General features: G+C 49.9%; 21 protein-coding genes and 1 riboswitch. Of the genes, 5 read left to right on the forward strand and 16 right to left on the reverse strand.

Annotated features, from left to right (window positions below):
- Nucleotides 1–6: 6 nt before the first annotated feature.
- Entirely contained in the window at nucleotides 7–873 is an 867-nt protein-coding gene (locus tag QNH46_RS13025; RefSeq protein WP_283924703.1) for a polysaccharide deacetylase family protein, read from the reverse strand.
- Between the two features lie 344 nt (nucleotides 874–1,217).
- On the opposite strand from QNH46_RS13025, the gene QNH46_RS13030 reads away from it, so the two are divergent.
- Nucleotides 1,218–2,195, forward strand: a complete 978-nt coding sequence (locus QNH46_RS13030) for an L-lactate dehydrogenase (protein WP_283924704.1) — start codon at nucleotides 1,218–1,220, stop codon at nucleotides 2,193–2,195.
- Nucleotides 2,196–2,623: 428 nt separating this feature from the next.
- On the opposite strand, the gene QNH46_RS13035 is transcribed toward QNH46_RS13030, so the two are convergent.
- Nucleotides 2,624–3,076: a DUF3900 domain-containing protein gene (locus tag QNH46_RS13035; RefSeq protein WP_283924705.1), complete on the reverse strand. Its 453-nt coding sequence runs from the start codon at nucleotides 3,074–3,076 to the stop codon at nucleotides 2,624–2,626.
- 324 nt (nucleotides 3,077–3,400) lie between these two features.
- Between QNH46_RS13035 and xerS the strand changes: the two genes are divergently transcribed.
- Nucleotides 3,401–4,489 (forward strand): tyrosine recombinase XerS, encoded by a 1,089-nt coding sequence (xerS, locus tag QNH46_RS13040; protein WP_283924706.1) that lies wholly within the window; start codon nucleotides 3,401–3,403, stop codon nucleotides 4,487–4,489.
- Nucleotides 4,490–4,548: 59 nt separating this feature from the next.
- On the opposite strand, the gene mobB is transcribed toward xerS, so the two are convergent.
- From mobB to QNH46_RS13065, 5 genes are all read right to left on the reverse strand, one after another.
- Complete coding sequence (mobB, locus tag QNH46_RS13045) at nucleotides 4,549–5,076, reverse strand: molybdopterin-guanine dinucleotide biosynthesis protein B (RefSeq protein WP_283924707.1); 528 nt, start codon at nucleotides 5,074–5,076, stop codon at nucleotides 4,549–4,551.
- Nucleotides 5,077–5,114: 38 nt separating this feature from the next.
- Complete coding sequence (locus QNH46_RS13050; protein WP_283924708.1) at nucleotides 5,115–6,392, reverse strand: molybdopterin molybdotransferase MoeA; 1,278 nt, start codon at nucleotides 6,390–6,392, stop codon at nucleotides 5,115–5,117.
- A gap of 117 nt (nucleotides 6,393–6,509) precedes the next feature.
- The gene (gene lpdD, locus QNH46_RS13055) at nucleotides 6,510–6,875 is read right to left on the reverse strand and encodes a prenylated flavin chaperone LpdD (RefSeq protein WP_283924709.1); all 366 of its coding nucleotides are present in this window, start codon (nucleotides 6,873–6,875) and stop codon (nucleotides 6,510–6,512) included.
- A complete protein-coding gene (locus tag QNH46_RS13060) occupies nucleotides 6,876–7,808 on the reverse strand; it encodes a dihydroorotate dehydrogenase (RefSeq protein WP_283924710.1) in 933 nt (310 codons plus the stop codon).
- The gene (locus QNH46_RS13065; RefSeq protein ID WP_283928431.1) at nucleotides 7,805–8,506 is read right to left on the reverse strand and encodes a dihydroorotate dehydrogenase electron transfer subunit; all 702 of its coding nucleotides are present in this window, start codon (nucleotides 8,504–8,506) and stop codon (nucleotides 7,805–7,807) included. Before QNH46_RS13065 ends, QNH46_RS13060 begins: the two co-directional genes overlap by 4 nt.
- A gap of 178 nt (nucleotides 8,507–8,684) precedes the next feature.
- Here QNH46_RS13065 and QNH46_RS13070 point away from each other — a divergent pair, with 178 nt between their 5' ends.
- Nucleotides 8,685–9,479, forward strand: a complete 795-nt coding sequence (locus tag QNH46_RS13070) for a polysaccharide deacetylase family protein (protein WP_283924711.1) — start codon at nucleotides 8,685–8,687, stop codon at nucleotides 9,477–9,479.
- Nucleotides 9,480–9,581: 102 nt separating this feature from the next.
- Here the strand turns inward: QNH46_RS13070 and QNH46_RS13075 are convergent, their stop codons facing one another.
- The 4 genes from QNH46_RS13075 to QNH46_RS13090 all read right to left on the reverse strand — a co-directional run bounded on the left by QNH46_RS13075 (nucleotide 9,582) and on the right by QNH46_RS13090 (nucleotide 12,916).
- A complete protein-coding gene (locus QNH46_RS13075) occupies nucleotides 9,582–10,259 on the reverse strand; it encodes a 3D domain-containing protein (RefSeq protein ID WP_283924712.1) in 678 nt (225 codons plus the stop codon).
- Between the two features lie 2 nt (nucleotides 10,260–10,261).
- Nucleotides 10,262–10,441: riboswitch (cyclic di-AMP (ydaO/yuaA leader) on the reverse strand.
- Between the two features lie 171 nt (nucleotides 10,442–10,612).
- Nucleotides 10,613–11,335, reverse strand: coding sequence for an amino acid ABC transporter ATP-binding protein (locus QNH46_RS13080; RefSeq protein WP_213592248.1), 723 nt, complete (start codon nucleotides 11,333–11,335; stop codon nucleotides 10,613–10,615).
- The gene (locus QNH46_RS13085; RefSeq protein ID WP_283924713.1) at nucleotides 11,322–11,996 is read right to left on the reverse strand and encodes an amino acid ABC transporter permease; all 675 of its coding nucleotides are present in this window, start codon (nucleotides 11,994–11,996) and stop codon (nucleotides 11,322–11,324) included. Before QNH46_RS13085 ends, QNH46_RS13080 begins: the two co-directional genes overlap by 14 nt.
- Nucleotides 11,997–12,109: 113 nt before the next feature.
- Nucleotides 12,110–12,916, reverse strand: coding sequence for a transporter substrate-binding domain-containing protein (locus QNH46_RS13090; protein ID WP_283924714.1), 807 nt, complete (start codon nucleotides 12,914–12,916; stop codon nucleotides 12,110–12,112).
- Nucleotides 12,917–13,321: 405 nt separating this feature from the next.
- On the opposite strand from QNH46_RS13090, the gene QNH46_RS13095 reads away from it, so the two are divergent.
- Nucleotides 13,322–15,067, forward strand: coding sequence for an alpha-glycosidase (locus QNH46_RS13095; protein WP_283924715.1), 1,746 nt, complete (start codon nucleotides 13,322–13,324; stop codon nucleotides 15,065–15,067).
- 77 nt (nucleotides 15,068–15,144) lie between these two features.
- Here QNH46_RS13095 and glgA read toward each other — a convergent pair whose 3' ends face one another.
- Nucleotides 15,145–16,581 carry a glycogen synthase GlgA gene (gene glgA, locus QNH46_RS13100; protein ID WP_283924716.1) on the reverse strand — a complete coding sequence of 479 codons (1,437 nt, stop codon included), beginning with the start codon at nucleotides 16,579–16,581 and terminating at the stop codon, nucleotides 15,145–15,147.
- Nucleotides 16,578–18,518 carry a 1,4-alpha-glucan branching protein GlgB gene (gene glgB, locus QNH46_RS13105; RefSeq protein ID WP_283928432.1) on the reverse strand — a complete coding sequence of 647 codons (1,941 nt, stop codon included), beginning with the start codon at nucleotides 18,516–18,518 and terminating at the stop codon, nucleotides 16,578–16,580. The genes glgA and glgB overlap by 4 nt, the downstream gene beginning before the upstream one ends.
- A gap of 196 nt (nucleotides 18,519–18,714) precedes the next feature.
- On the opposite strand from glgB, the gene QNH46_RS13110 reads away from it, so the two are divergent.
- Nucleotides 18,715–19,941, forward strand: coding sequence for a glucose-1-phosphate adenylyltransferase (locus QNH46_RS13110; RefSeq protein WP_283924717.1), 1,227 nt, complete (start codon nucleotides 18,715–18,717; stop codon nucleotides 19,939–19,941).
- A 69-nt stretch (nucleotides 19,942–20,010) separates the two neighbouring features.
- Here the strand turns inward: QNH46_RS13110 and QNH46_RS13115 are convergent, their stop codons facing one another.
- From QNH46_RS13115 to QNH46_RS13125, 3 genes are read right to left on the reverse strand one after another with little or no spacing between them, the layout of a single operon-like run.
- A complete protein-coding gene (locus QNH46_RS13115) occupies nucleotides 20,011–20,544 on the reverse strand; it encodes a GNAT family N-acetyltransferase (RefSeq protein ID WP_283924718.1) in 534 nt (177 codons plus the stop codon).
- Nucleotides 20,537–22,042, reverse strand: a complete 1,506-nt coding sequence (locus QNH46_RS13120; RefSeq protein ID WP_283924719.1) for a sensor histidine kinase — start codon at nucleotides 22,040–22,042, stop codon at nucleotides 20,537–20,539. Before QNH46_RS13120 ends, QNH46_RS13115 begins: the two co-directional genes overlap by 8 nt.
- Nucleotides 22,039–22,737 carry a response regulator transcription factor gene (locus QNH46_RS13125; RefSeq protein ID WP_155612888.1) on the reverse strand — a complete coding sequence of 233 codons (699 nt, stop codon included), beginning with the start codon at nucleotides 22,735–22,737 and terminating at the stop codon, nucleotides 22,039–22,041. The genes QNH46_RS13120 and QNH46_RS13125 overlap by 4 nt, the downstream gene beginning before the upstream one ends.
- Between the last annotated feature and the right edge of the window lie 3 nt (nucleotides 22,738–22,740).

Below are 22,740 nucleotides of genomic sequence, written 5' to 3' on the forward strand. Positions count from 1 at the left end.
AGGAAATTACAAGCGGGAATCCCCAGCAAAATTGACGGAGAAATGCTGCTCCGGCTTATAAACGGCAAAAGCATAACCCTTATCCGTTAAATATTGAATGATTTGCGGCAAGGTTTCGACCGTCTGCTCTTTCTCATGCATCAAAATAACCTCTACGTCCCGATGCGCCTGGCGTTTGACTTCTTGCATGATTTTATCCGGCTTCCCCGTGTATTTCCAATCCTTGGAGTCTATCGTCCAATCCCACATTTTAAAACCTGCCTTCACGATATCGTTGCGGAACTCCTTGCCAATCTGCGGTTTGCTGCCGTAGGGCGCGCGTATGAGCCAAGGAGCAGTTCCAGTTATATTCTCAACCATTCCCTGTACCTTCTTAAATTCCCTCAGGAAATTAGCGGAGCTGCCGCTGTTGTACAATATCTTTTTATTATGGGTCATGCTATGTAAACCGATGTAATTACCCTGTTCAGATGCGGCTTTAATGGAACTCTCATAACCTTTAATCTGGTTGCCGATGACAAAAAATGTAGCATGAATGCCATGTTCGTTCAGTATGGCTACAATATCGTCAGTATACTTGCTTGGACCGTCATCAAAGGTCAGGTAAGCCACTTTAGGTTGGGCAGCTTTGGGTGGTTTGGACGGATCATTAGCGCCGGCTGGTGAATTTTTGCTGTTCTGCGGTTCATGGTTATTCTTCGAGGGCTGCGTGGATTCAAAATCAGGCTCGGCTTCCGCGGGAATTTGGTCTGGAAGCTGGGTTTTCTCGTTGCCTCCGGCTAATTTAGGGATAACAACTGAAGCGCTGTTCGTTTTAACAGATTTGAAATTGATGTGCGATATCCCTACGAGTGCGGACATAATTAAAGCCACAGAGGATAATACTAATGCCAATAAAATAATAGGCTGTCTGAATTTTTTACGCGGCCTTTTGATAATTTTTTTTCTAGTTTCCATCTGGTTGTTATTCGACATCATCATGCTTGATCACCATTTCCCTCTCTCCATGTGTATTACTAGAATAATATAAAAAGAGGGGTTACGTCCTTACAGAAAGGTTACCCTCTGGTTACAAAGTTCTCATTTAGAATCTGTGAAAAAACTCAAAAAATAGCAAAACCTCGACGTATTCCATGTTGAAGTCCGCAGCGTAATGCTCAAATTTTAGCCATTAAAACTTAAGCTACATACTTTTAATTTGAAATGATTCATGTACAATGAAATTAGGTGAATACATATTCGTCATATGTTTAGAAGGAGATGAAAAATTGACAACACAATTGCGATCTAGCCGAGTTGTTATTATTGGAACAGGTGCTGTAGGAGCGACCACGGCTTATACATTGCTCCTTCGCGAAAGGGTATCCGAGCTGGTGCTTATCGACGCCAACAAAGACAGAGCCCTTGGAGAAGCCCTGGACATGAATCATGGCCTCCCCTTTACCGGCGGCGTCAAGCTGTGGGCGGGCGATTACAGCGATTGCAAAGACGCTGACATCATCATCATCGCGGCCGGAGCCTCTCAAGCGCCTGGCGAGACGCGGATTGACCTGCTTAAGCGCAATGCGGGAATTTTCGACAGCATTATCAAGAATATCGTAAAATACAATAATCACGGGATCATTCTCGTTGCAACCAATCCTGTGGACATTCTGTCATACGTATCCCTCAAGAAAAGCGGCTTCCCATCCAATCGCGTAATCGGTTCCGGTACGCTTCTGGACAGCGCACGCTTCCGTTATTTGATCGGCCAGAACAAGAAAATCAACCCGCGCAGCATTCATGCGCACATTATCGGCGAACACGGCGACACGGAGGTTCCGCTCTGGAGCCTGGCCAACGTCGCAGGCATCGATCTGGAATTCACCGAGGAAGAACGCACCAACATTTTTAACAGCACCAAAAATGCAGCCTATGAAATCATCAATGCCAAAGGTGCTACCTTCTATGCTATCGCGCTTGCACTGGATCGGATCGTCACTTCCATTCTTCAGGACGAAGGCTCCGTGCTCAATGTCTCTACCCTGTTGAGCAACTATAACGGGGTGTCCGACGTATATCTTGGGGTGCCAAGCATCGTTGACCGCACAGGGGTGCGTGAAGTGCTTGACTTGAAGCTCAGCGGAGAGGAGCTGGAGAAATTCCAGCATTCCGCGAATAAGCTAAAATCCGAAATCGAAAAATTGGAGTTATAAGACGACAAACCTGGGGTTCTTCGACCTCAGGTTTGTTTGCGCATTAAGGCATTGTTAGATTAGAAACAAATGTTTGTGCCAAGTCTCGCATATACACCGTTCACGCAGTTGGCTAAACAGACGGGGACACCGCCTATGAGCGTTACGGTATTTCTCACCGAAACAGTTAGTCATTAAGGTGTGCAGGTCTTCTCTGCCTAGGGACGGAACACGATTGGTTCTCCCTCGCCTATCTTCTAGAAAACTCTTATTATGAGTGAGAATCAGCATACATACCGTATCTTTTCTTTCTTTGCCTGGTCAAGTCAAATCTAACGTCAAGTCTATCGATAAATTAATCATCGAATATATCAAAGATGTGTCTTTGTATTCCCATTTAATTAATGTCGTTAACCATCAAGTGTAGTTAATGACATTAACCATATGAATTAGAACGGAACATCGTCATCGTTCGGATCAGCCTTCTTCTCGGCAATCCGCTTCGCTACGACCTCAAACGGCTCCGGCTGCAGCAGTTCCACTGGAGAAAAGGCTTTATCGAACACGAATGAATCTCCCTCTAATATTACAGCGTAACGGCCGTTCAGCTGGGCAATATGGATTTGGTCGCCGAATTCGGCGAGGCGTCCTTTGACAAGCGTATCCCCGATTCTGAATTTAAGCTCGATTTCCGGTTTAATTTCCACAATACGCTCAGCAGCCTCCACGACCTGCTCAGGCTCCCATTTTGCCTGAATATCTCTTTTCTCGCTCACAGCCCACAGCTCCAGCTCTTTCTCCATCAGCTGGCGTTCCTCTTCATTCTCGTCCGGCCATTTCTCTTCAACATAGGTCTGTACATACTCCATGACCTGCTCATTAACGATCTCAGGAATGGACATCTCATAGCTGACAAATTTAAGGAAAATAGATTTTGCTGCCTTCGCTGATTCAACAGCGCCTTTTTACCGGAATGAATTTACTAGACCGAGCTGTATGTTGAATGATATATATAGTGACTAGGAAGCGCATTGAATTAGCTCTTCTGTTGTGAATTTTTCACATAGTGTGTTTTTCATTATAATGCCGTAATGCTGGCAAATTCAAGCTAAATATTTCTTGTTTCCTGGTTTCCTCGTTTTCTCGTTATCCCCCTCCTTCGCCAGTGTGAGATTGGTTTATGCTACAATAGTATCAACATTGTTGGATTCGGAGGTACAGCCGTTATGAATATTCAAAAAGCGATAGACCGGAAAAAGCTGGATGAAAGAGTTGTTCATATGCCCTGGTTCGTCCAGCAATTCATTGATTACAAGCTCCCGGATCTTTCCCCCTCGACCTTGCTGGAGTATATTCGCGACTATGAAGCGTTCTTTAACTGGCTCCGCGCCGAAGGCCTCTCTTCCGCAGCATCGAACGCCGAAATAACACTGCTCGATTTGGAGACGCTGCGGATGGACAGCATCGTAGGCTTCCGCCTTCATTTGACAACGCGAGTAGAAGGCAAGAACTCCAAAATTACCGTATCACGCAAAATGTCGTCCCTGCGCTCGCTCTTCCACTATTTAAGCCAAATCGCCGAGGACGAGGAGTTTTATCCCCTCCTAAAGCGCAATATCATGGCTAAAGTCGAGATTAAACGGATACATAAACCCAAGGATACGGCGGCCAAGCTGAAAGGAAAGCTGCTCGAAGAGGATGAACTGCTGGAATTCATCGGATATATCCGCGAAGGCTACGGAGCCGACGTGCAAAATAACAAGCAGGCGCTATATGCTCACGAGCTTAATAAAGAACGGGACGCCTGCATCGCCAGCCTGATCCTCAACTCCGGCCTGCGCGTCTCCGAGGTCGTCAATTTGAATATCGACGATCTCGATATAGCCAATAAAATCATTTATGTATTTCGAAAAGGGAACAATGACGAAACCTTCAAAACGCCGGTATACTTCCGCGAGCAATCCAAGGACGAGCTGACCGAATATTTGGAGCTGCGCCAAACGCGCTACAATACGCCCAAACGGGAAAAGGCGCTGTTCGTCGCCCTTCCGAATGGCCAGAAGGAAGGCAAACGGATGACAAAGCGGGCGATCCAGGCTATGATTATCAAATACGCAAAACGATTCGGCAAACCTTATTTAACAGTTCACAAGCTGCGCCACTCGTTCGCAACCGATTACTACTTGCAAAATGATATTTACAAAACCAAGGAGCAGCTTGGGCATGCCTCAACTGAGACAACGGAAGTATATGCCCACCTGACCGACAAAACGATGTCCGAAGCCATCGAACGGCGGGCAAGCTCCGACTCCTAAGCGATATATCCTTATGCATATGAAATCCCCCTCTGGATCACCCAGAGGGGGATTTCTCGTCAATGATTCAATGACAATACCGATACGATAATTAGCTTAGCCAATTCTTCAACGTCATTAATATGGTAACACGGAAGACCGGAGCCAGCCAACACGCCACCAGTACCATCGTTATCCAAGCAGTCCCCTGCCTCCTGCCTGAATACGGCGGCGCGTATTTCCGTCAACTCCTCCAGCAGCGGAAGGTCCTCCCGACTGCGGATCAGCACAATCTTGGGATAATCCTCCTGTTTGAAACCCTCTACTATAGTCAAATCATAGCCTTCGAAATGTTTGATCAGGCCGCTGAGCATCGTTTCCCGTTCTTCTATGATCGCAGTGCGCCACGGAGAAGTAATGGCCGTCGCCACCGCTCCAGCCCGGCGGTGGCGAAACGTGTCGGTGCTCTCGCGGTCCGCTTCAAATCCATGAATGTCATGCTTAATGACGGCGACCCTCAATTTCATGGCATTGAAAATTTCCAGCAGCTTGCCGATCAACGTCGTTTTGCCGCTGTTTTTATACCCGACAATTTGGATAACCGGCATATATGCCCCTCCCCTTCCTTGTAATATCATCCTAGTACTCAGCCCCGGCTTCCTCCGGGCAGCATGAGCACATCGACGAGTTGTCCCGCCTGCACTCCTTGATTTGTAGGAGGTATAACGATGAGCACATCACTGTCTTTAATCGTGATCATGACGCTCGATTCATCCAGCGACGCCGGATAGGCAACAAGCCGTCCATCCTCGAACGCCAGGCTGCCCCGGACAAACCGGGTAAAATTGTTCACCTTTGCATAAGTCCTGCCTAACACCGCTTGAATTTTTGGCAGAAACGGCTCGCGAACGCCCAGCATCGCCCCGATAAACGGACGGACGAACAGCTCACAGCCGACGAAGCACGCTCCGGGATTCCCGGAGAGGGCAAACAACAGCTTCCCCTCTTTTACGGCTGCGGTAGTGACGCTCCCCGGACGCATCGTCACCTTGTTGAACAGCATCTCCAGCGACCGCTCCCGCACAAGTTCGGCCATGATATCATAGTCGCCAACAGAGACGCCCCCGGTCGTAATGACGATGTCATATTCGGCAAAAGCCTCCTCTACGCGCTGCCGTGCCACCGAGAGATCGTCCTCAATCGCTTCAAGCATATAGGGCTCGCCCCCGGCCTCCCGAATTTGATGGACTAGCATATATGTGTTGCTGTTGCGGATTCTGCCGTCCTGTAGCGGCTCATCTATGGCAAGCAGCTCCGAACCGGTGGAGAAAACAGCTACTCGCGGCTTTCTCGCTACAGGAACCTGGTGAATGCCGAACGTAGCCAACACCGATACTTCACCCGGCCTGATGCTACGTCCCTTCTCCATGATTAAATCGCCTTCGGCAAGCTCGAAACCTGCCGGTGTAATGTTTTTGCCCGGCTCGACCTCTCGCTTGATGAGAATATACCTTTTTCCGTCCTGTTCAATGGCTTCAGTCATCTCAAGCATAATGACGGCATCCGCTTCGTCTGGCACCTTCGCTCCGGTCATAATTCTGGAGGCTGTTCCCCGGCCAACGCTTGCCGAAGGTAGCGAGCCGCAGGGAATTTCGTCAATGACCTCCAATTGAACGGGCTGGCCGCTATGGCATCCTTTCGTATCCAAGCTATGTATGGCATAACCATCCATCCCTGATCGCCGGAAATGAGGAAAAGGATGCGGAGCTTGTACGTCGCTGGCGAGAACGCGATGACCTGCCTCTAATATCGGAACAAGCTCGCTTTCGGCCGGCCGGACATGGGCCAGCACCTTAGCTTGGGCCTCCTCAACCGATACGGCGCTGCGCCGAAATTTATCTTCATTTATCTTCCCTTGCACCAATGCAAATCCTCCATTCTCCCTATCCTGCAAATAAGTTTATGTTATCCATGTTATCGCCTAGCTCCCTCGAAAAGCAATGTTTGGATGAAAAAAAAGGGCTACCTTCAAGGTCCGCTCCTATTCATTACCCTGATTTGATTGATGTTCAAACCCGATGCCTACCTGCCGGAGCAAGAATTCATCCATAAGACGGGAGACATGCCCGCTAATCGCGTTAATCTCCTCGCGGCTAAGCTGATCATAATGAATGCCCATGACGAGTGTGACCGTCCGGCGAAGCATTTCGGCGGCCCGCATCGCTAGTCCTTCGCTTAATACATGTTCCTTATGACCAGGCACAGCGCAAGTCTGGACATGGATCTGGCCTTCGTTCCAGTAGGCGGTCGACGACGCTCCGATATGCCGTTCTCCCCCGGAAACAATGAACAGAATATCCTTGCCAACAGCCATCTCTTGCAGGACAATATCCGCAAAACGCTCCATTTAAACAACCCCTCGAATCTCATCCAATGACGAGATCCCTTCTCGCTCCATAAAAGCTTGCAGCCCGTCAACCAGCTGCTCCCCTGCCCGCAAATGGACGAAATTGTGAGTCCCTACCTGAACGACCGCTGCACCTGCCATAATATACTCCACAATATCCTCAGCGCTTTGTATGCCGCCCATCCCGGCTACCGGAAGGGTGACCGCTTTGCTCACCTGATGCACCATACGCAATGCGATCGGCTTAATTGCCGGACCCGATAGACCGGCGTACAGATTGTCAAACACACTGCGCCGCTTATAGATATCAATCTTCATGGCAGAAAAGGTATTAACCAGAGAGACAGCATCCGCTCCTTCCTCCTCGCACATCACCGCCATTTGCACGATATCCTCGGCATTCGGAGACAGCTTGACCATTAATGGCAGCGTCGTCGCCTGGCGGATTTCCCTGACGACCTCGCGGGCAACCGCCGTCTTAATACCGTAGGCCATACCGCCTGCTCTGACGTTCGGACAGGATATATTAAGCTCGATCATATCAACGGCCTGGTTTCCGGACACCCTGCGGCGGAGAGCATCCTCCTCGATCAGCCGCGCTCCTTCCACATATTCCTCCAGCGTATTGCCGCCCAGATTAGCGATTCTCGCCAGCTTCAAGCCTGCCCAGTACTCACATTCCTCACGCAAAAATGACGCTACGCCCGGATTCTCCAAGCCAACACTGTTCAGCATGCCGGAAGGCGTCTCGAATACGCGAATTCCGTGGTTGCCTTCCTTTGGATGCAGGGTCAATCCTTTACCGGAGATGCCGCCCAACCGGTTAATATCGTACAAAGAGCCGTATTCCCGGCCGAAGCCGAAAGTTCCTGAAGCCATAACGACCGGATTTTTAAAATGTACGCCCGCGATGCTGCACGACAAATCAATCATTCGAACACTACCTCCTCCGCCAAAAATACCGGTCCGTCCGCGCAGGCCTTACGCCGTTGATCCCGGCATTTTACACTGCACACGAGACAAGCCCCAATGCCGCAGGCCATGCGATTTTCCAGCGATACGTACACCTTGGCCGCACTGGCGGATTCCTGCTTCCGGCGCTGCACAGCTTGAAGCATCGGCTCCGGCCCGCAAGCAATAATGGTATCGTAAGCGTTAAAATCAACCTGTTTCAGCACAATGCCGCCCACATCCACTATCACGTTGCCGGTCGTCGCCGCTTCGAATTGCTGCACCAAGTAAGCCTCCCGGCTAAATCCCAAATACACGTCCGCAGCAGAATACTCGCCAAGCGCATAGAACAACGGAGCTGCGCCGATCCCGCCCCCGACCAGAGCGACTTTTTCTTCAGCCGGCACTTCCGGGAACCCATTTCCAAACGGGCCCTCCAATTGGAGCTCATCTCCGGGCCGCAAAGCGCTGAGAAGCTTTGTCCCTTCCCCCGCTAGCTGATAAAGAAACTCAATGCCTCCCCCGTCCCGGTTAAAGATGCTGAGCGGCCTGGAGAGCAGAGGATACTTATCCCATGCCCGAACCATATAGAATTGGCCCATCCGTCCCGTGTATGATCCTGCAGCCTTTAATCTGAAAATGTTCGGGGCTACTTCTACATTTACCATGACAACCGCCATGCCTCTCACCTCACTAACAAATAAGCGTATCTACTGCTTCACTGCTTTATCTAAAGATGCTATTTTTGCGCGGGCAAGTCTGTGACAAATAGCACACCCTTGCAGGAGCGGTCATATTTATGTGAAGTTTTGGGCATACCAGTAAATAACCATTCAGCGATCAAAGGAGAAGGTATCCATGTCCAAACTCTTCAAGGCGCCGGGCGCATGGCTGTTATGCCTGGCGCTAGTTACGGGAATGGCCCCCGCGCCTGCCGAATCCGTGTTAAACCCGGAACCCACCTCCTCCGAACAAGCCGTAAATGCCGAAGCTAAGCCAATGACGCTGGGAGAGCTCCGGCGGAAATACTCGGAAACGTTCAAGTTCAGCGGTCCTGAGGTCAAGCAAATTGCCCTGACCTTCGATGATGTTCCCGATCCGCGCTTCACCCCTAAAGTGTTGGATATACTGAAGAAACACGGCGTCAAAGCCACTTTCTTCGTCGTAGGCAGCCGGGCGAAGAAGCATCCGGAGCTGCTGCGGAGAATTCACCATGAAGGGCATATCATCGGCAACCATTCTTACAGCCACCCTTTGTTTAAGAAACAATCCGTCCAGGAATTCAAAAGCGAAATTGAGCGAACCGAGAAAGTGATCGAACGGATTATCGGTTACAAACCTCGCCTCATTCGTCCCCCCTACGGAGAAATTAACGAGGAGCAGCTCAAATGGGCCAAGCGGCAAGGCTACAAAATCATTAACTGGAACGTCGATTCCCTCGATTGGAAAGCGCTAAGCAAAGAGAAGGTCAAGCATAACGTGCTCAGCGCCGTCGGTCCGGGATCCATCGTGCTGCAGCATGCCGGGGGCGGTACGGGTTCCAATTTGACGGGAACTATCGAGGCTCTGCCGGATATTATTAAGGTGCTGCGGAATCGTGGCTATCGCTTCGTAACGATTCCCGAGCTGCTATCTTATAAGAAAGCACTATAACCAGCACCTGTTTGCAAGCAAAAAAAGGACATCCCTGCAGATCCCCAGATCTCGCAGTGGACGTCCTTATTTAATATCATCTAATCATGGCTTAAATTTGTATTAATTCAAAACATATAGCGTGACATCCTGAAAACCAAAGTCGTTAACCTTTTGCGGGCTCGCCGGAATGAAGATGTCGATGCGGTTCCCTTTGATCGCGCCGCCCTGATCAGTCGCTGTGGCGACGAAGGCGTTCTTCGGCAGATCAGGATGGCTGTGTCCGGTGACCAGCACTTTGGTGCCCATCGGAATGACGTTTGGATCAACAGCGATCGTTCCGAGCTTCAAAGGATTGCCATAATAGTCGACAGGGCCCCATTTCCCGTTTTCGCTGGCAGCCGCAGAGTAAGCTGTCGCTTTGACCTTTACTGTGGATTTGTAGTTAAACGATTTGCCCCAGGCCTGTACGACCCGTTCCGCCGTTAATACTTTTAGCGTAGAGAGCGGCTGAGCCTCGCTTCCAGAGGCGGAAAGCGCCTGCATGTTTTGTCCTGGTATCGTGATTTTTAAACCTTCGTAAATATTCGTTGCTTCTATGCTCGGATTCGCTTTCATCAGCTTGTCCAAATTGACCCCGTACTGCTTGGCGAGAATATAGAAGGTGTCCCCATTCTTCGCCGTATGTACTGAATCCGCATATGCTGGCACGGCCTGCAGCGCTCCTAACAACCCGGCTGCAATCACCGCTGACTTAATCCCCATTCCCAATTTGTGAAGACCTTTACGTTGTTTAAACATGATGCTCCTCCTTTAACTTGGCCTGCGGAGTTAGTTGTCGGATTCGGAAAAAAGGATAGCTCCCGGCGCCGATCATCAGCGCTTCACCCCAAGACATGCCATGCTTGTCACCTTGTACTTGCATTGCTCGTCATAAGTCGTCCCCCGCACCTGCCTTGGCAGTGTTTCGGCCGTAATGAATATATCACAATTTTGTAACCTATGGGCCATGCAAATGTTACCAATGGTATTCAAACCAGTATTTATAAGAAAAAACATTGACGAAAACCGTAACAAAAATTTAAATTTTGACAGACGGCACCAAAAAGGCATGACCCACGGTCATGCCTTTTTGGTGCTATTCTAATTACAAATTACAATACTTTACTTAAGAAATCCTGCGTCCGCTGATTCTGCGGCGAACCGAACACCTGCTGCGGGCTGCCCTGCTCGATAATAACGCCTTGATCCATAAACAAGATGCGGTCGCCGACCTCGCGGGCGAAGCCCATTTCATGCGTGACGATCACCATCGTCATCCCGCCTGTCGCCAGCTCCTTCATGACTTCCAGAACCTCGCCCACCATCTCGGGATCGAGTGCGGACGTCGGCTCGTCAAACAGCATCACATGCGGCTCCATCGCCAGGGCGCGAGCGATGGCGATGCGCTGCTTCTGTCCTCCTGACAGCTGGGAAGGGTAAGCCCCGCTCTTGTCCTCCAGACCCACTTTGCGCAACAGCTGAAGCGCGAAGGCCTCTGCGTCCTGCTTCGCCTGTTTTTTCACCTGAAGCGGAGCCATCATAATATTCTCAAGCACCGTTTTGTGAGGAAAAAGGTTAAAATGCTGAAATACCATACCCATCTTCTCACGGGTTTTGTTGATATTATGATTCTTGCCGGTAATAAGCTCTCCTTCGAAATGAATTTCGCCACTGGACGGCTCCTCAAGCCGGTTCAGACAGCGCAGGAAGGTGCTTTTTCCCGATCCGCTCGGCCCGATAACGACGACGACCTCGCCGCGGTTGATTTCCAGGTCAATGCCTTTTAAAATATGCAGCTGGCCGAATTTTTTATGCAAATTCTTAACGGTTATCACTAGCCTGCAGCCTCCTTTCGAAACGGCCCAAAATGCGGGAAAGTGTAAAAGTGACGATAAAATACATCACGGCAACGATCAGGAACGGCATCATGCCGTTATACGTAATCCCTTGAACGGCGCCCGCCTGGAACATCATTTCGGTCACCCCGATAAAGGAAACGATCGACGATTCCTTGACGATGACAACGAACTCGTTGCCAATCGCCGGCAGCACGTTTTTGATCGCCTGCGGAATAATAATGAAACGCATCGTTTGACCCTGCGTCATTCCGAGCGAACGCGCCGCTTCGCTTTGACCGCGGTCTACGCCCTGAATGCCCGCGCGGAATATTTCCGCTAAATAAGCCGAGCTGTTAATGGACAGCGTAATCGCCCCCGATTCAATCGGATCAAAATTGATATCGAACATGTAAGACAAGCCGTAGTGAATGATCATCAGCTGTACTAGCATCGGCGTTCCGCGCAGAAACTCAACCCAGGCATGTCCGATAAAGCGTACGATTCCCCATGGCGACATCCGGATCAAAGCGACAAACAATCCGAGAATGAACCCGAATAATACGCCTAACGCAGCAAGCCATAACGTGTACTGCAGTCCGGTTAGAAAATAACTGCGGTATTCCCAAAACATCGTTGCAAATTCAGTAAAAAAGTTCATAAGCCTATCATACCTCCAATTACAGCGCCCGTTTCGTTAAAAAACAGAAAAATAGCGAATTTGCTCCGCTATTTTCTGCCAGGTTGTCTTATCATCGCATTGCCAACGCCAAGTTATCTAATGGACAGATCGCTGGCTTCTTGTACGAATTTCTCAATGCTCCCGTCCTGGATCAGGCGATCCAATGTGGCATTCACTTGGTCCAGCAGCTCCTTGTTGCCCTTCTTAATGCCTACGACGTAGCCGTCATCCTCCGTTACCGGCTCCGCATCGGTAATGACGATGCCGTCAACATTCTTCACGAACGATTCGGCAACAGGGCCTTCGATAATAGCTACATCAACACGCCCCGAGTTCAGCTGCATGATGATGTCAGAAATCTTCGCCAGAGAGGTCAGCTTCGCACCAGGAATTTCCTTAGCGATGTCCTCCTGGATCGAGCTCTTCTGAACGCCGATCTTGAGGCCTTCCAGCGATTCAAGCGTGGAATATTTATCTTTGTCCGCTTCGCGGGCAACGACTGCCTGTTTGGCGTTGTAGTAGATTTGTGACATTTCAATTTCTTTCGCACGCTCAGGCGTCGGGCTCAATCCGGAAATGACGATGTCCACCCGGCCGCTGCCTAGCTCATTGAGCAGGGATGAGAACACCATATCCTTGATTTCGAGCTCTGCCCCCATATCCTTGGCGATTTCTTTAGCGATTTCCACGTCGAATCCGACGATCTCGTCTTCCCCTTTGTCATTCTTGATATGGAACTCATATGGCGGGAAATCGGCGCTCAATCCGAGAACCAGCTTCTTCGCTGCCGGCGTGTCAGATCCTTGCGAGCTGTCCTTGGTTTCTTTGGTTTGTCCGCAAGCTGCCAGTGCAGTCGTAAGCAACAGCACCGCCATCAATAATGTACCCCATTTTTTCATGTCTCTCTCTCCTTGCTAAGTTATGAAAATTAATCATCATCTCATGATTTCACTGGGCTAATTATAGATCATTATGCATATATATGCAAAAGAAAATTTCGACATTTTTCTTTCTTCCTTTCTGCATCTATTATACCCACGGTCAATTGCTCTATTTCATGTTATTTAGATCACTTCCCGAGTAGAACCTATATGATTGCCATTAAAATCCACTCTTCAAACCCGCCTGTTTCATTCCTTTTATCAATAACAATGAACTTTATCACATCATCGCGTTACCTGAATCAATGATTTTATACATTATAAAACGCGGCTCATGGCCTCCTCTTATTCAGGGAATAATGGTTCATACCAAGGGAGAGTTGGTTATTAATTAGCTGAAGCAGATGTTAAGGAGGTGGCCGCATGCTGCTTGAAGCTTTGTACCACGTGCCTCGCGATAAATGGGCTTATGCTTATAATCCAACAACGATTCATTTGCGTGTGCGCACCAAAAGAGACGATATAGAGCAAGTATTCGCCATGACCGGGGACAAGTACGACTGGCAGAAGACCTATCAGGAATTGGCCATGGAAAAAGCGGCCCATGACGCGATGTTCGATTACTGGGAAATCGCCGTGAAGCCGAAATACAAACGGCTCTCCTACGCCTTCAAACTGGTTGCCGGCAGCGAAACGGTTTATATGCAGGACAGCGGGATCGGACATGAGCCGCCTACTCCGCCGGGCGAGTTGTACGAATTTCCTTATATTCATGAGATTGACGTTTTCAAAGTACCGGAATGGGCCAAAGAGGCTGTGTTTTATCAAATTATGCCCGAGCGCTTTGCGAATGGCGACCCGTCTAACGATCCTAAGCCAACGGAACCCTGGGGAGGAACGCCAAAGATCGACAATTTTTTCGGGGGCGATCTGCAAGGTGTTCTGGATCATTTAGACGATTTAGTCGACCTTGGTATTAATGCTATTTATTTCACACCACTTTTCACCTCCCCCTCCAATCACAAATACGACACGGTCGACTATAAGAATGTCGATCCTCATTTTGGGGACAACGCGCTATTAAAGCGGTTAGTCGCGGCCTGTCACGAAAAAGGGATCCGAATTGTGCTGGACGCCGTGTTCAACCATTGCAGCGAGCAATTTCCTCCTTTTCAGGATGTGCTGAAGCATGGGCAGGATTCCAAGTATATTGACTGGTTCCATATTAATGAATTCCCAGTGTCCATTAAGAACGGCATTCCCACTTACGATACGTTCGGATTTTTTGGCAATATGCCGAAATTCAACACTGCGAATCCTGAAGTGAAGGAATATTTGCTTGGCGTAGCGGAATATTGGATCAAAGAAATCAATCTTGACGGGTGGCGCCTTGACGTCGCCAATGAAATTGACCATCATTTCTGGCGCGATTTCAGAAAAGTCGTCAAAGCGGCCAACCCGAATGCTTATATTATCGGAGAGGTCTGGAGCGATTCCCTCAACTGGCTGCTCGGGGATCAGTTCGATTCCGTCATGAACTATCCCTTCGCCGACAAAGTGCTAACCTTCTTTAACGCAGGCATGGACGGATACAGCTTCTCCAATGAGATGGGCTCGCTCATCATGCGTTATCCGCAGCAAACCAATGAGGTTATTTTCAACATGCTGTGCAGCCATGATACGCCGCGGCTGCTGACCAGCGTAGGACATGACAAGCGTAAACTGAAGCTCTGCGTCGTCTTTCTCTTCACCTATATGGGAACACCATGCATTTTCTATGGCGATGAAGTCGGTATAGCAGGAAATGGCGATCCCGATTGCCGCAAATGTATGGTCTGGGATCCCCATAAACAGGATCGCGAGCTGTATGATTTCTATAAACTAATGATTGCTCTGCGTAATAAGCACGCCGCACTGCGCCAAGGCCGCTTCCGCTTCCTGCATGCGGACATTCATGATCCCTGCATCATTTACGAGCGGCTCGACGACAAGGTCCATTTTACGATCTGGATGAACAATACCGGTAAGAAGCGTACGCTGTCGCATCCGATGGACACGAACGACTGGTATGATGCTCTGACAGGCGAACGCGTGATGCCGGACAAAGGCATCATGAATATCAGCCTTGATCCGTACGGATACCGCATACTGTGCCGTATGCTGAAATAGCTGACGTTGATCTGCTGGAAACTACAAATCCCCCAACTCCTCGGGTTGAATCGAAGGATTGGGGGATTTGCCGTTGTTCAGGCATCTCTTGCAACTCGTTCATAGATATCGATATATTGCTTGGCCGACACCGCCCAGCTGTAATCTCCAGTAAAGGCATTGTGAAGCAGCTGCTTCCAGTGATCCTGCTGATGATAAAATTCGATTGCCCGGCGCAATGTGTACAGCAAGTCGTGGGCATTGAAATTCGCAAACGTGAATCCGTTCCCTTCTCCGGTCGCCTCGTTGTAGGACTTCACCGTATCGTTCAACCCTCCGGTTTCACGGACGACCGGGATACTGCCATAACGCAGCGCAAGCAGCTGGCTAATTCCGCAGGGCTCGAATTTGGAGGGCATCAGGAACAGGTCGCTGCCCGCATATATTTTCCGGGACAATGCGTCACTAAACAGCAATTGCGCCGACAGCTTTGCTGGGTGACGATGCGCCGCTTCTCTGAACCAATCCTCATACGCCCTGTCGCCTGTACCAAGAATGACGAATTGAACATCGTCAGAGGCCAGCCACTCGTCCAAAATGCGGATGACCAGATCAAGCCCTTTCGGCTCAACAAGCCGCGTAACCATCGCTACGAGAGGCGTCCTGGCGGATACAGGCAGACCCAATTCTTCCTGCAAAGCCTCCTTATTCTCCTGCTTCTTCTTTGCGCTTGACTTGTACCGGACGGCCAGTACCTCGTCTGTCGCCGGATTGTACAGCTTCGTATCCACGCCGTTGACAATTCCCGACAATCGGTCCCCGAGAGAACGGAGCAGTCCGTCCAGTCCGTAACCGTAATACGGTGTCTTGATCTCCTCCGCGTAAGTCGGGCTTACTGTTGTAACATGATCTGAAAACACCAAGCCTGCTTTCATAAAACTTACAGCACCGTTATATTCGACGCCCTCCGGCGTATAATAAGTGTGCGGCAAGCTCAGCAGGTCACCAAGCACCTCGTCAGGAAATAGCCCTTGATACAGCAAATTGTGAATGGTGAATACGGTACGAATGCCAGCGTAATTAGGGTGATGGCGGAAGTGTTCCTTTAGTAAAAGGGGAATCATCGCGGTGTGCCAATCATGACAGTGCAGTACGTCTGGCCAGAAATCGATCGCAGGCAGAATCTCCAGCACAGCCCGGTTCAAAAATGCAAATCTCTCCCCGTCGTCCCAGTAGCCGTACACCCCTTCCCTGCCAAAGTAATATTCGTTATCGATAAAATATACCGGGATTTCCTCCCAAGCCAAATACTCGATGCCACCGTACTGCCGGCGCCAGCCGACGGGAACTTCAACCGCCCCCCAGTGTTCAAGGAGGTCACTGTAAGCAGCGGACATATCCCGGTACTTCGGCAGCACGATCCGGACATCGTGTCCGGCCTCGTGCAGCGCTTTAGGCAATGCTCCAATGACGTCGGCCAGGCCACCCGTCTTGATGAACGGCGCAACTTCCGCCGCGGCGAACAGAATTTTCATTTCTTCTTCGTCCTCCTCTTCGCTGAAGCAGTTTGTCGCTTCAACGTCTTCTTCCAAATCGTCATACTTAGGGGAGCTATATCCATGACTACGCTATGGGACTGCTCTTGCCAAGGTATTTTAACAGAGGCCAGGTTAGTTCTTATCATTGTCCCGTTACCGCCGAAGGCCGGATCGTCACTGTTGAATATCAGCGTATATTCTCCTGGTTTAGGCACGCCTACACGGTAGTCCGTTCGCGGGACTGCCTGAAAATTAATGATCACAAGCAGCGTGTCTCCCGCTTTCTTGCCCTTGCGCAAGTAGCAAATCACACTTTGAGCGGCATCATGCGGGTTAATCCACTGGTAACCGTCGAAGGAATGATCCAGTTCCCACAGCGCCCGCTCCTGCAAATACAGCTTGTTCAAAGCAGCCGTGTATTCCAGCATGCAACGATGCGAATCATAATCCAGAAGGAACCAGTCCAGCTGGTCCTGATCCTTCCATTCAATGTATTGCCCAAACTCACCGCCCATGAATTGCAGCTTCTTCCCGGGAGAAGTAAGCTGATACCCGCGCAGCAGCCGCAGCCCGGCAAACTTCTCTTCGTAGCTGCCCGGATTTTTATCCAGCAAAGATTTTTTTCCATGAACCACTTCATCATGTGATAAAGGCAAAATGAAATTTTCCGAATAAGCGTAACAGATCGGAAAGGTCAGTAAATTGTGATAGCTAGGCCGCTGCTGAAAATGTTTCTCGACATATTCGAGCGTATCGTTCATCCAGCCCATATTCCACTTGTAGTTGAATCCGAGCCCGCCATCCTCGATCGGCGCAGTCACAAGCGGCCATGCACTGGATTCCTCTGCCATCATTAGTGCGTGAGGATAATATTGGAATACAGTACGGTTGAGCTGCCGCAGAAAGGATATCGCCTCGACATTCTCAATGCCGCCCTGATCATTCAGCCGGTACTGACCAGCCTGCTTCTCAAAATCGAGACGAATCATGCTGGTGACCGCATCGACGCGAAGACCGTCAAAGTGGTAAACATCCATCCAATACAAAGCATTGGAAATGAGGAAGGAACGTACTTCCGGCTTCGAGAAATCAAAGCTGAGCGTTCCCCAGCCCGGCTTCTCAGCCATTAGCGGATCACCGTATTCGTACAGCGGTGTCCCGTCGAACATACGCAGCCCGTGAGCATCCTTTGTGAAATGTCCTGGCACCCAATCCAGCAGTACCCCGATGTCCGCCTGATGGCAGCGATCAACGAAATACATGAGATCCTCAGGCTCGCCATATCTGCTCGTAGGCGCAAAATAACCGGTAGCCTGGTAACCCCAGGACAAATCGTAAGGATGCTCGGCGAGCGGCATAATTTCAATATGGGTGTAGCCCATATCTACGACATAAGGAATTAACTCGTCAGCCATCTCCCGATAAGTGAAAAAATCGCCGCCGGGTTTTTGCCTCCACGTGCCGAAATGCACCTCATAAATGTTTAGAGGTCTCTGAAACGGCACTCTGTTCTTGCTTCTCCACTTTCCGTCATTCCATTTGTAGCCTGACAATGATCGCACAATGGATGCCGTCGCCGGTCTGACCTCCGCATGAAAGGCATATGGATCAGCTTTTAGGAAAGTATCGCCGTCTGGTCCTGTTATTTCATACTTGTAAAAAGTTCCTTCTTCAACACCGGGGAAAAAGCGAGTCCAAATTCCCGAATCGGGTATCTTATATAATAAATCGTTCTGCCCACTCCACTCATTCCAGTCCGACGCAAGGCCAACACGAATCGCATGGGGTGCCCACACGGTAAATCTGACACCTGTACGGCCGTCCTCAACCGCCCGATGCGCACCGAACGTGAAATAACTGCGATACAGCGTACCTTCATGAAATAAGTAAATATCGCTTGCTGAAATGGCTTGCTTGGACGATCGCTCTGACAATAACAAGGAATGATCACCTGCTTTTCTAAATGTTCCAACAACTAATTTACCCATTTATTTCCTGACTGAATAACGAATTTCTGGTTGAAAAAATAAAATGTAACTTTTCATCCACTTTATCTTCTGATCGTTTCAAGGGCTGCACATCTCGTTTATGTAAGTACTACATTGAAAATCCACAGGGAGGGAAAACGACATGAACAAAAAGGATTGCATTGCCATGCTGTTGGCCGGAGGGGAAGGCAGGAGATTATCTCCTCTCACGTCCAAACAGGCTAAACCGGCAGTGCCATTTGGCAGCAAATACCGTATTATCGATTTTCCTCTCAGCAATTGCGTAAACTCAGGAATCGATACCATCGGTGTTCTGACACAATATGAAGCAGAATCACTCCACCAGCATATCGGAGACGGCGAGGCATGGGGATTGCCCAGAACGGAGAATGGCGGTATCGCTTTGCTCCCTTCTTATGGCACGGACAATACCGGAAACAATGAATATGTAGGCACCGCCGATGCCATTTATAAAAACATCGAATACGTGGATCGCTATTCGCCCGATAACGTCCTTATTTTGTCTGGTGATCACATTTATCACATGGATTATCGCGAAATGCTGAATTCCCATATCAAGCAAGGAGCTTGGGCGACCATTTCCGTTATGCCGGTACCCTGGGAGGAAGCCCATCGTTTTGGCGTCATGTCTATCGACAAACAGCAGCGGATTACAGAATTCGCCGAAAAGCCGGAGCAGCCTGCGAGCAATCTGGCCTCCATGGGTATTTACCTGTTCAAGTGGGATTTCCTGAAGCAGCATTTGATCGAAGATGCTAATGATCCGCACTCCAGCCATGATTTCGGCAAAGACGTCATCCCTAAAATGCTTGCCGGTTCCATGCCGCTGCATGCCTATGAATTTAAAGGGTACTGGCGCGACGTCGGTACTGTCCAAAGTCTGTGGGACGCTCACATGGACCTGCTGAGCGGCAGCGACTGGACGTTTCCGAATGAGCAATGGCCGATGTATACGCGCGAAATGCGTACGAAGCTGGGTTCTGTCAAAACCCGCAGCGCCGAAATTAAAGCATCCATGGTTCACGATTGCTGCACCCTCGAAGGCTGTGCGGAACGTTCGGTCATTTTCGGCGGATCGATCATTGGCCGCCATACCAAGATCAAGGACAGCATCGTCATGCCGAACGTAGAAATCGGCCGCAATGTGCTCATTGAGCGAGCGATCATCGGCGAAGGTGCCGTTATCAAGGATGGAGCGGTCATCAAGGGAACCGCACACGAAATCATCGTGATCGGTCCTAACGAGACCGTGCTGGCAAAACCTGCCGTCCGTACCCAGCCTTCCCGCTTACTCAAGGAAGTATACGACAATACGGCTCGCTTGCGGGCAGAAGGACTGTCATCCTAAGAAGCTTTGTCCAACTCCATATTCTATGTATATAACAAAGAGCGGATCCTCATGATCCGCTCTTCAACATTACCGCAAATTTAAATTCATTTCATACAGATTATAACCCCTGCCCTGCTTCTTTCCCGTGCCTTTATGAACGAATCCCATGCCGGCGTACATGCGGTTGAGCTTTGCATTGCCGTCCCAGCAGTCCAAGCGTAATGCTCTTCTGCCGAGCTCCTTCGTTCGCTTGGCGGCCCATGCAATCATCGCTCCCCCCAACTGCTTACCTCGCCAGGAAGAGCGGACCGTTAATCGGTGCAGATAGCTGCAGCCTTCTTCATTCAGCGTCCCCCAATACTCGGGATCGCTGCTCTGCAGTGTAAACATCCCGACTGCCTGATCCTCACGTATAAGCAGGTAAACTTCCCGTTCGGCAAAATACCGATCGATCTCCGCTGCCGTAAATTGTTGCGGATTCCATTGCTGCACGCCAAGGGTTGCCATCCACTCCGCCGCTTCGATCAGCATCTCGCGGACGGTATCCTTGTCCTGTGCAGCGGCAAGCGCAATCGCAAATGATCCGTGCGGTGTAGTGATCTCTTCCCATAAATTATGCATCCTCGTTCATCCCATCTTGACCCATTTGTTCGTTCCCAGTTAACAGACCCGAAGTTTCCGCCGTTTCCGCGCCTTCCGCTCCAGAGCCTGCTTCCCCTACCATTTCCAGCAGAGGCAGCGTAACAGATACGGTGGTCCCTGCACCGAGCTCGCTATGGATTTGCATTTCACCCTTATGCAGTTCGACAATCTGCTTGCTGATGGCCAGCCCGAGCCCCGTGCCGCCCCGGTTATGATTCACTTGGAAGAAGCGGTCGCTCACTTTGCCTAAATGCTCTTCGCTAATCCCGATTCCGCTGTCGATTACTTGCACGAGAGCCGTACTGCTATCTTTTAAAGTGATGACGAGATGAATCCAGCTGTTTTCATTTGAAAATTTAACCGCATTATCCACCAGATTCAAAAATACCTGCTTCAGACGGTTGCCATCTCCAACGACAATCACAGGACGCTCCGCGCGATCATCTAGCTTCAGCTGGATCTGCTTCTGCTCGGCCTTAGCCCATACGTTAAGCATCGTCTCCTGCAGCAGCTCCTTCAGGTTCACCTTACCGATGACAAGCTTCATCTCATTTTGCTGGAGCTTGGAGAAGTCAAGCATTTCCTCGACAAGGCCGATCAGCCGTTCCGTCTCTTTGGAAATAATCTGCATGCCGATCTTCGTTTCTTCCGGGTCGAAGCCGCCGGAGGTTAATGTTTCACTCCAGCCTTTGATGCCAGTTAGCGGCGTTCGCAGCTCATGGGAAATCGACGAGATGAAGTCATCCTTGATCTGGTTGCTGCGGACAATTTCCTCGGCCATATAGTTCAAGGTTGCCGCCAGCTCTCCGAGCTCGTATTTATAATTTCCTTTAATCCGCGCATCGAATTTTCCTTTAGCCATCTGCGCGGAAACAGCCCTGATGTTATTAATCGGTTTGACGATCGAGTTGGCGAGACCGATGCTGAACAGCGTCACCAGAGCCAGTACAGCTGAGCCTACGCCCACGGAAAGCAGCGTCATGTTCATCAGCTTGGCATTAACGTCCTCCAGGGAGGTAACATACCTGACAATATAGCGGTTCTCGCCACGGACTTGCAGAGGGGTTGATACGGCCATAACCCATTCTCCGGTGGCCTGCCGCCCTACCCATTTGCCGACGCCTCCGGCGACGGCCTGCGGCACGTCGCTCGTCTGAATGGGCTTGTCCGCCTGAAACTGCGTGCTGCTGGCCTTCACCTCGCCCTTCCGGTTTAAGACCATCAGCTCCGTATTATCCAGCTCGAACGTGCGGAGAATCTCCGTGAAATAGTCCGGATCCCTCTCCGCATAGAGCTTCACAAATCTTTGGAAATAATCCGTTGTCCTTGTAGCATGGTTGGACATATGGTTCTCGATCGTTTGGTAGTAATATGTCCGCAAGGCGAAGGCAAATATGACTTCAACCATAAACAGGGTTACAAATACTACGATGAAATAATGCAGGACGATTTGGCGCCCGATCCCTTTTTTGATCATTGCCCCTCGCCCTTCCACTTATAACCGTGCCCCCATACGGTTTGCAGGAAGGCCGGTTCGGAAGGGTTGTTTTCGATTTTTTGACGCAGTCTGCGAATATTTACGTCAACAATTTTGGGGTCGCCCATATATTCCTTGCCCCAGACATGATCCAACAGCAGATCGCGGCTCAGCGGCGTGTTCTCCTTCTCCAGAAAATACTGAATAAGTGAAAACTCAGTTGGGGTAAGCTCGATAAGCTGTCCGTTTTTCTTGAATTGCTTGCTGATCAAATCGAGTGTGAACGGCCCAGAGGTAAAGGATACCTTCGCGCTGCTCTCCCTGTACACATTCACCCGTCTTAGTAAGGACTGGATACGGGCAATGAGTTCAGTCGGACTAAACGGCTTGCTGATGTGGTCGTCCGCTCCGACGGAGAGAGCATATACCTTATCCTGCTCCTGCACCTTGGCCGTTAGAAAAATGATGCCGATCCGTTCATTCGATTCCCGGATTTTGCGGCATACCTCGAAACCGTCGATTCCCGGCACCATAACGTCCAGCAAAGCGATATCGATGTCCGGGATACTGTTATACCGGTCCAATGCCTCATTGCCGTCCGCCGCCTCGATTACTTCAAAGCCATTGCGCTTCAGGTTGATCACGATAAAGCTGCGGATGGATTCTTCGTCTTCCAAGATTAACACTTTGCTCAACTT

The organism is Paenibacillus woosongensis (assembly GCF_030122845.1).
Taxonomy (GTDB): domain Bacteria; phylum Bacillota; class Bacilli; order Paenibacillales; family Paenibacillaceae; genus Fontibacillus; species Fontibacillus woosongensis_A.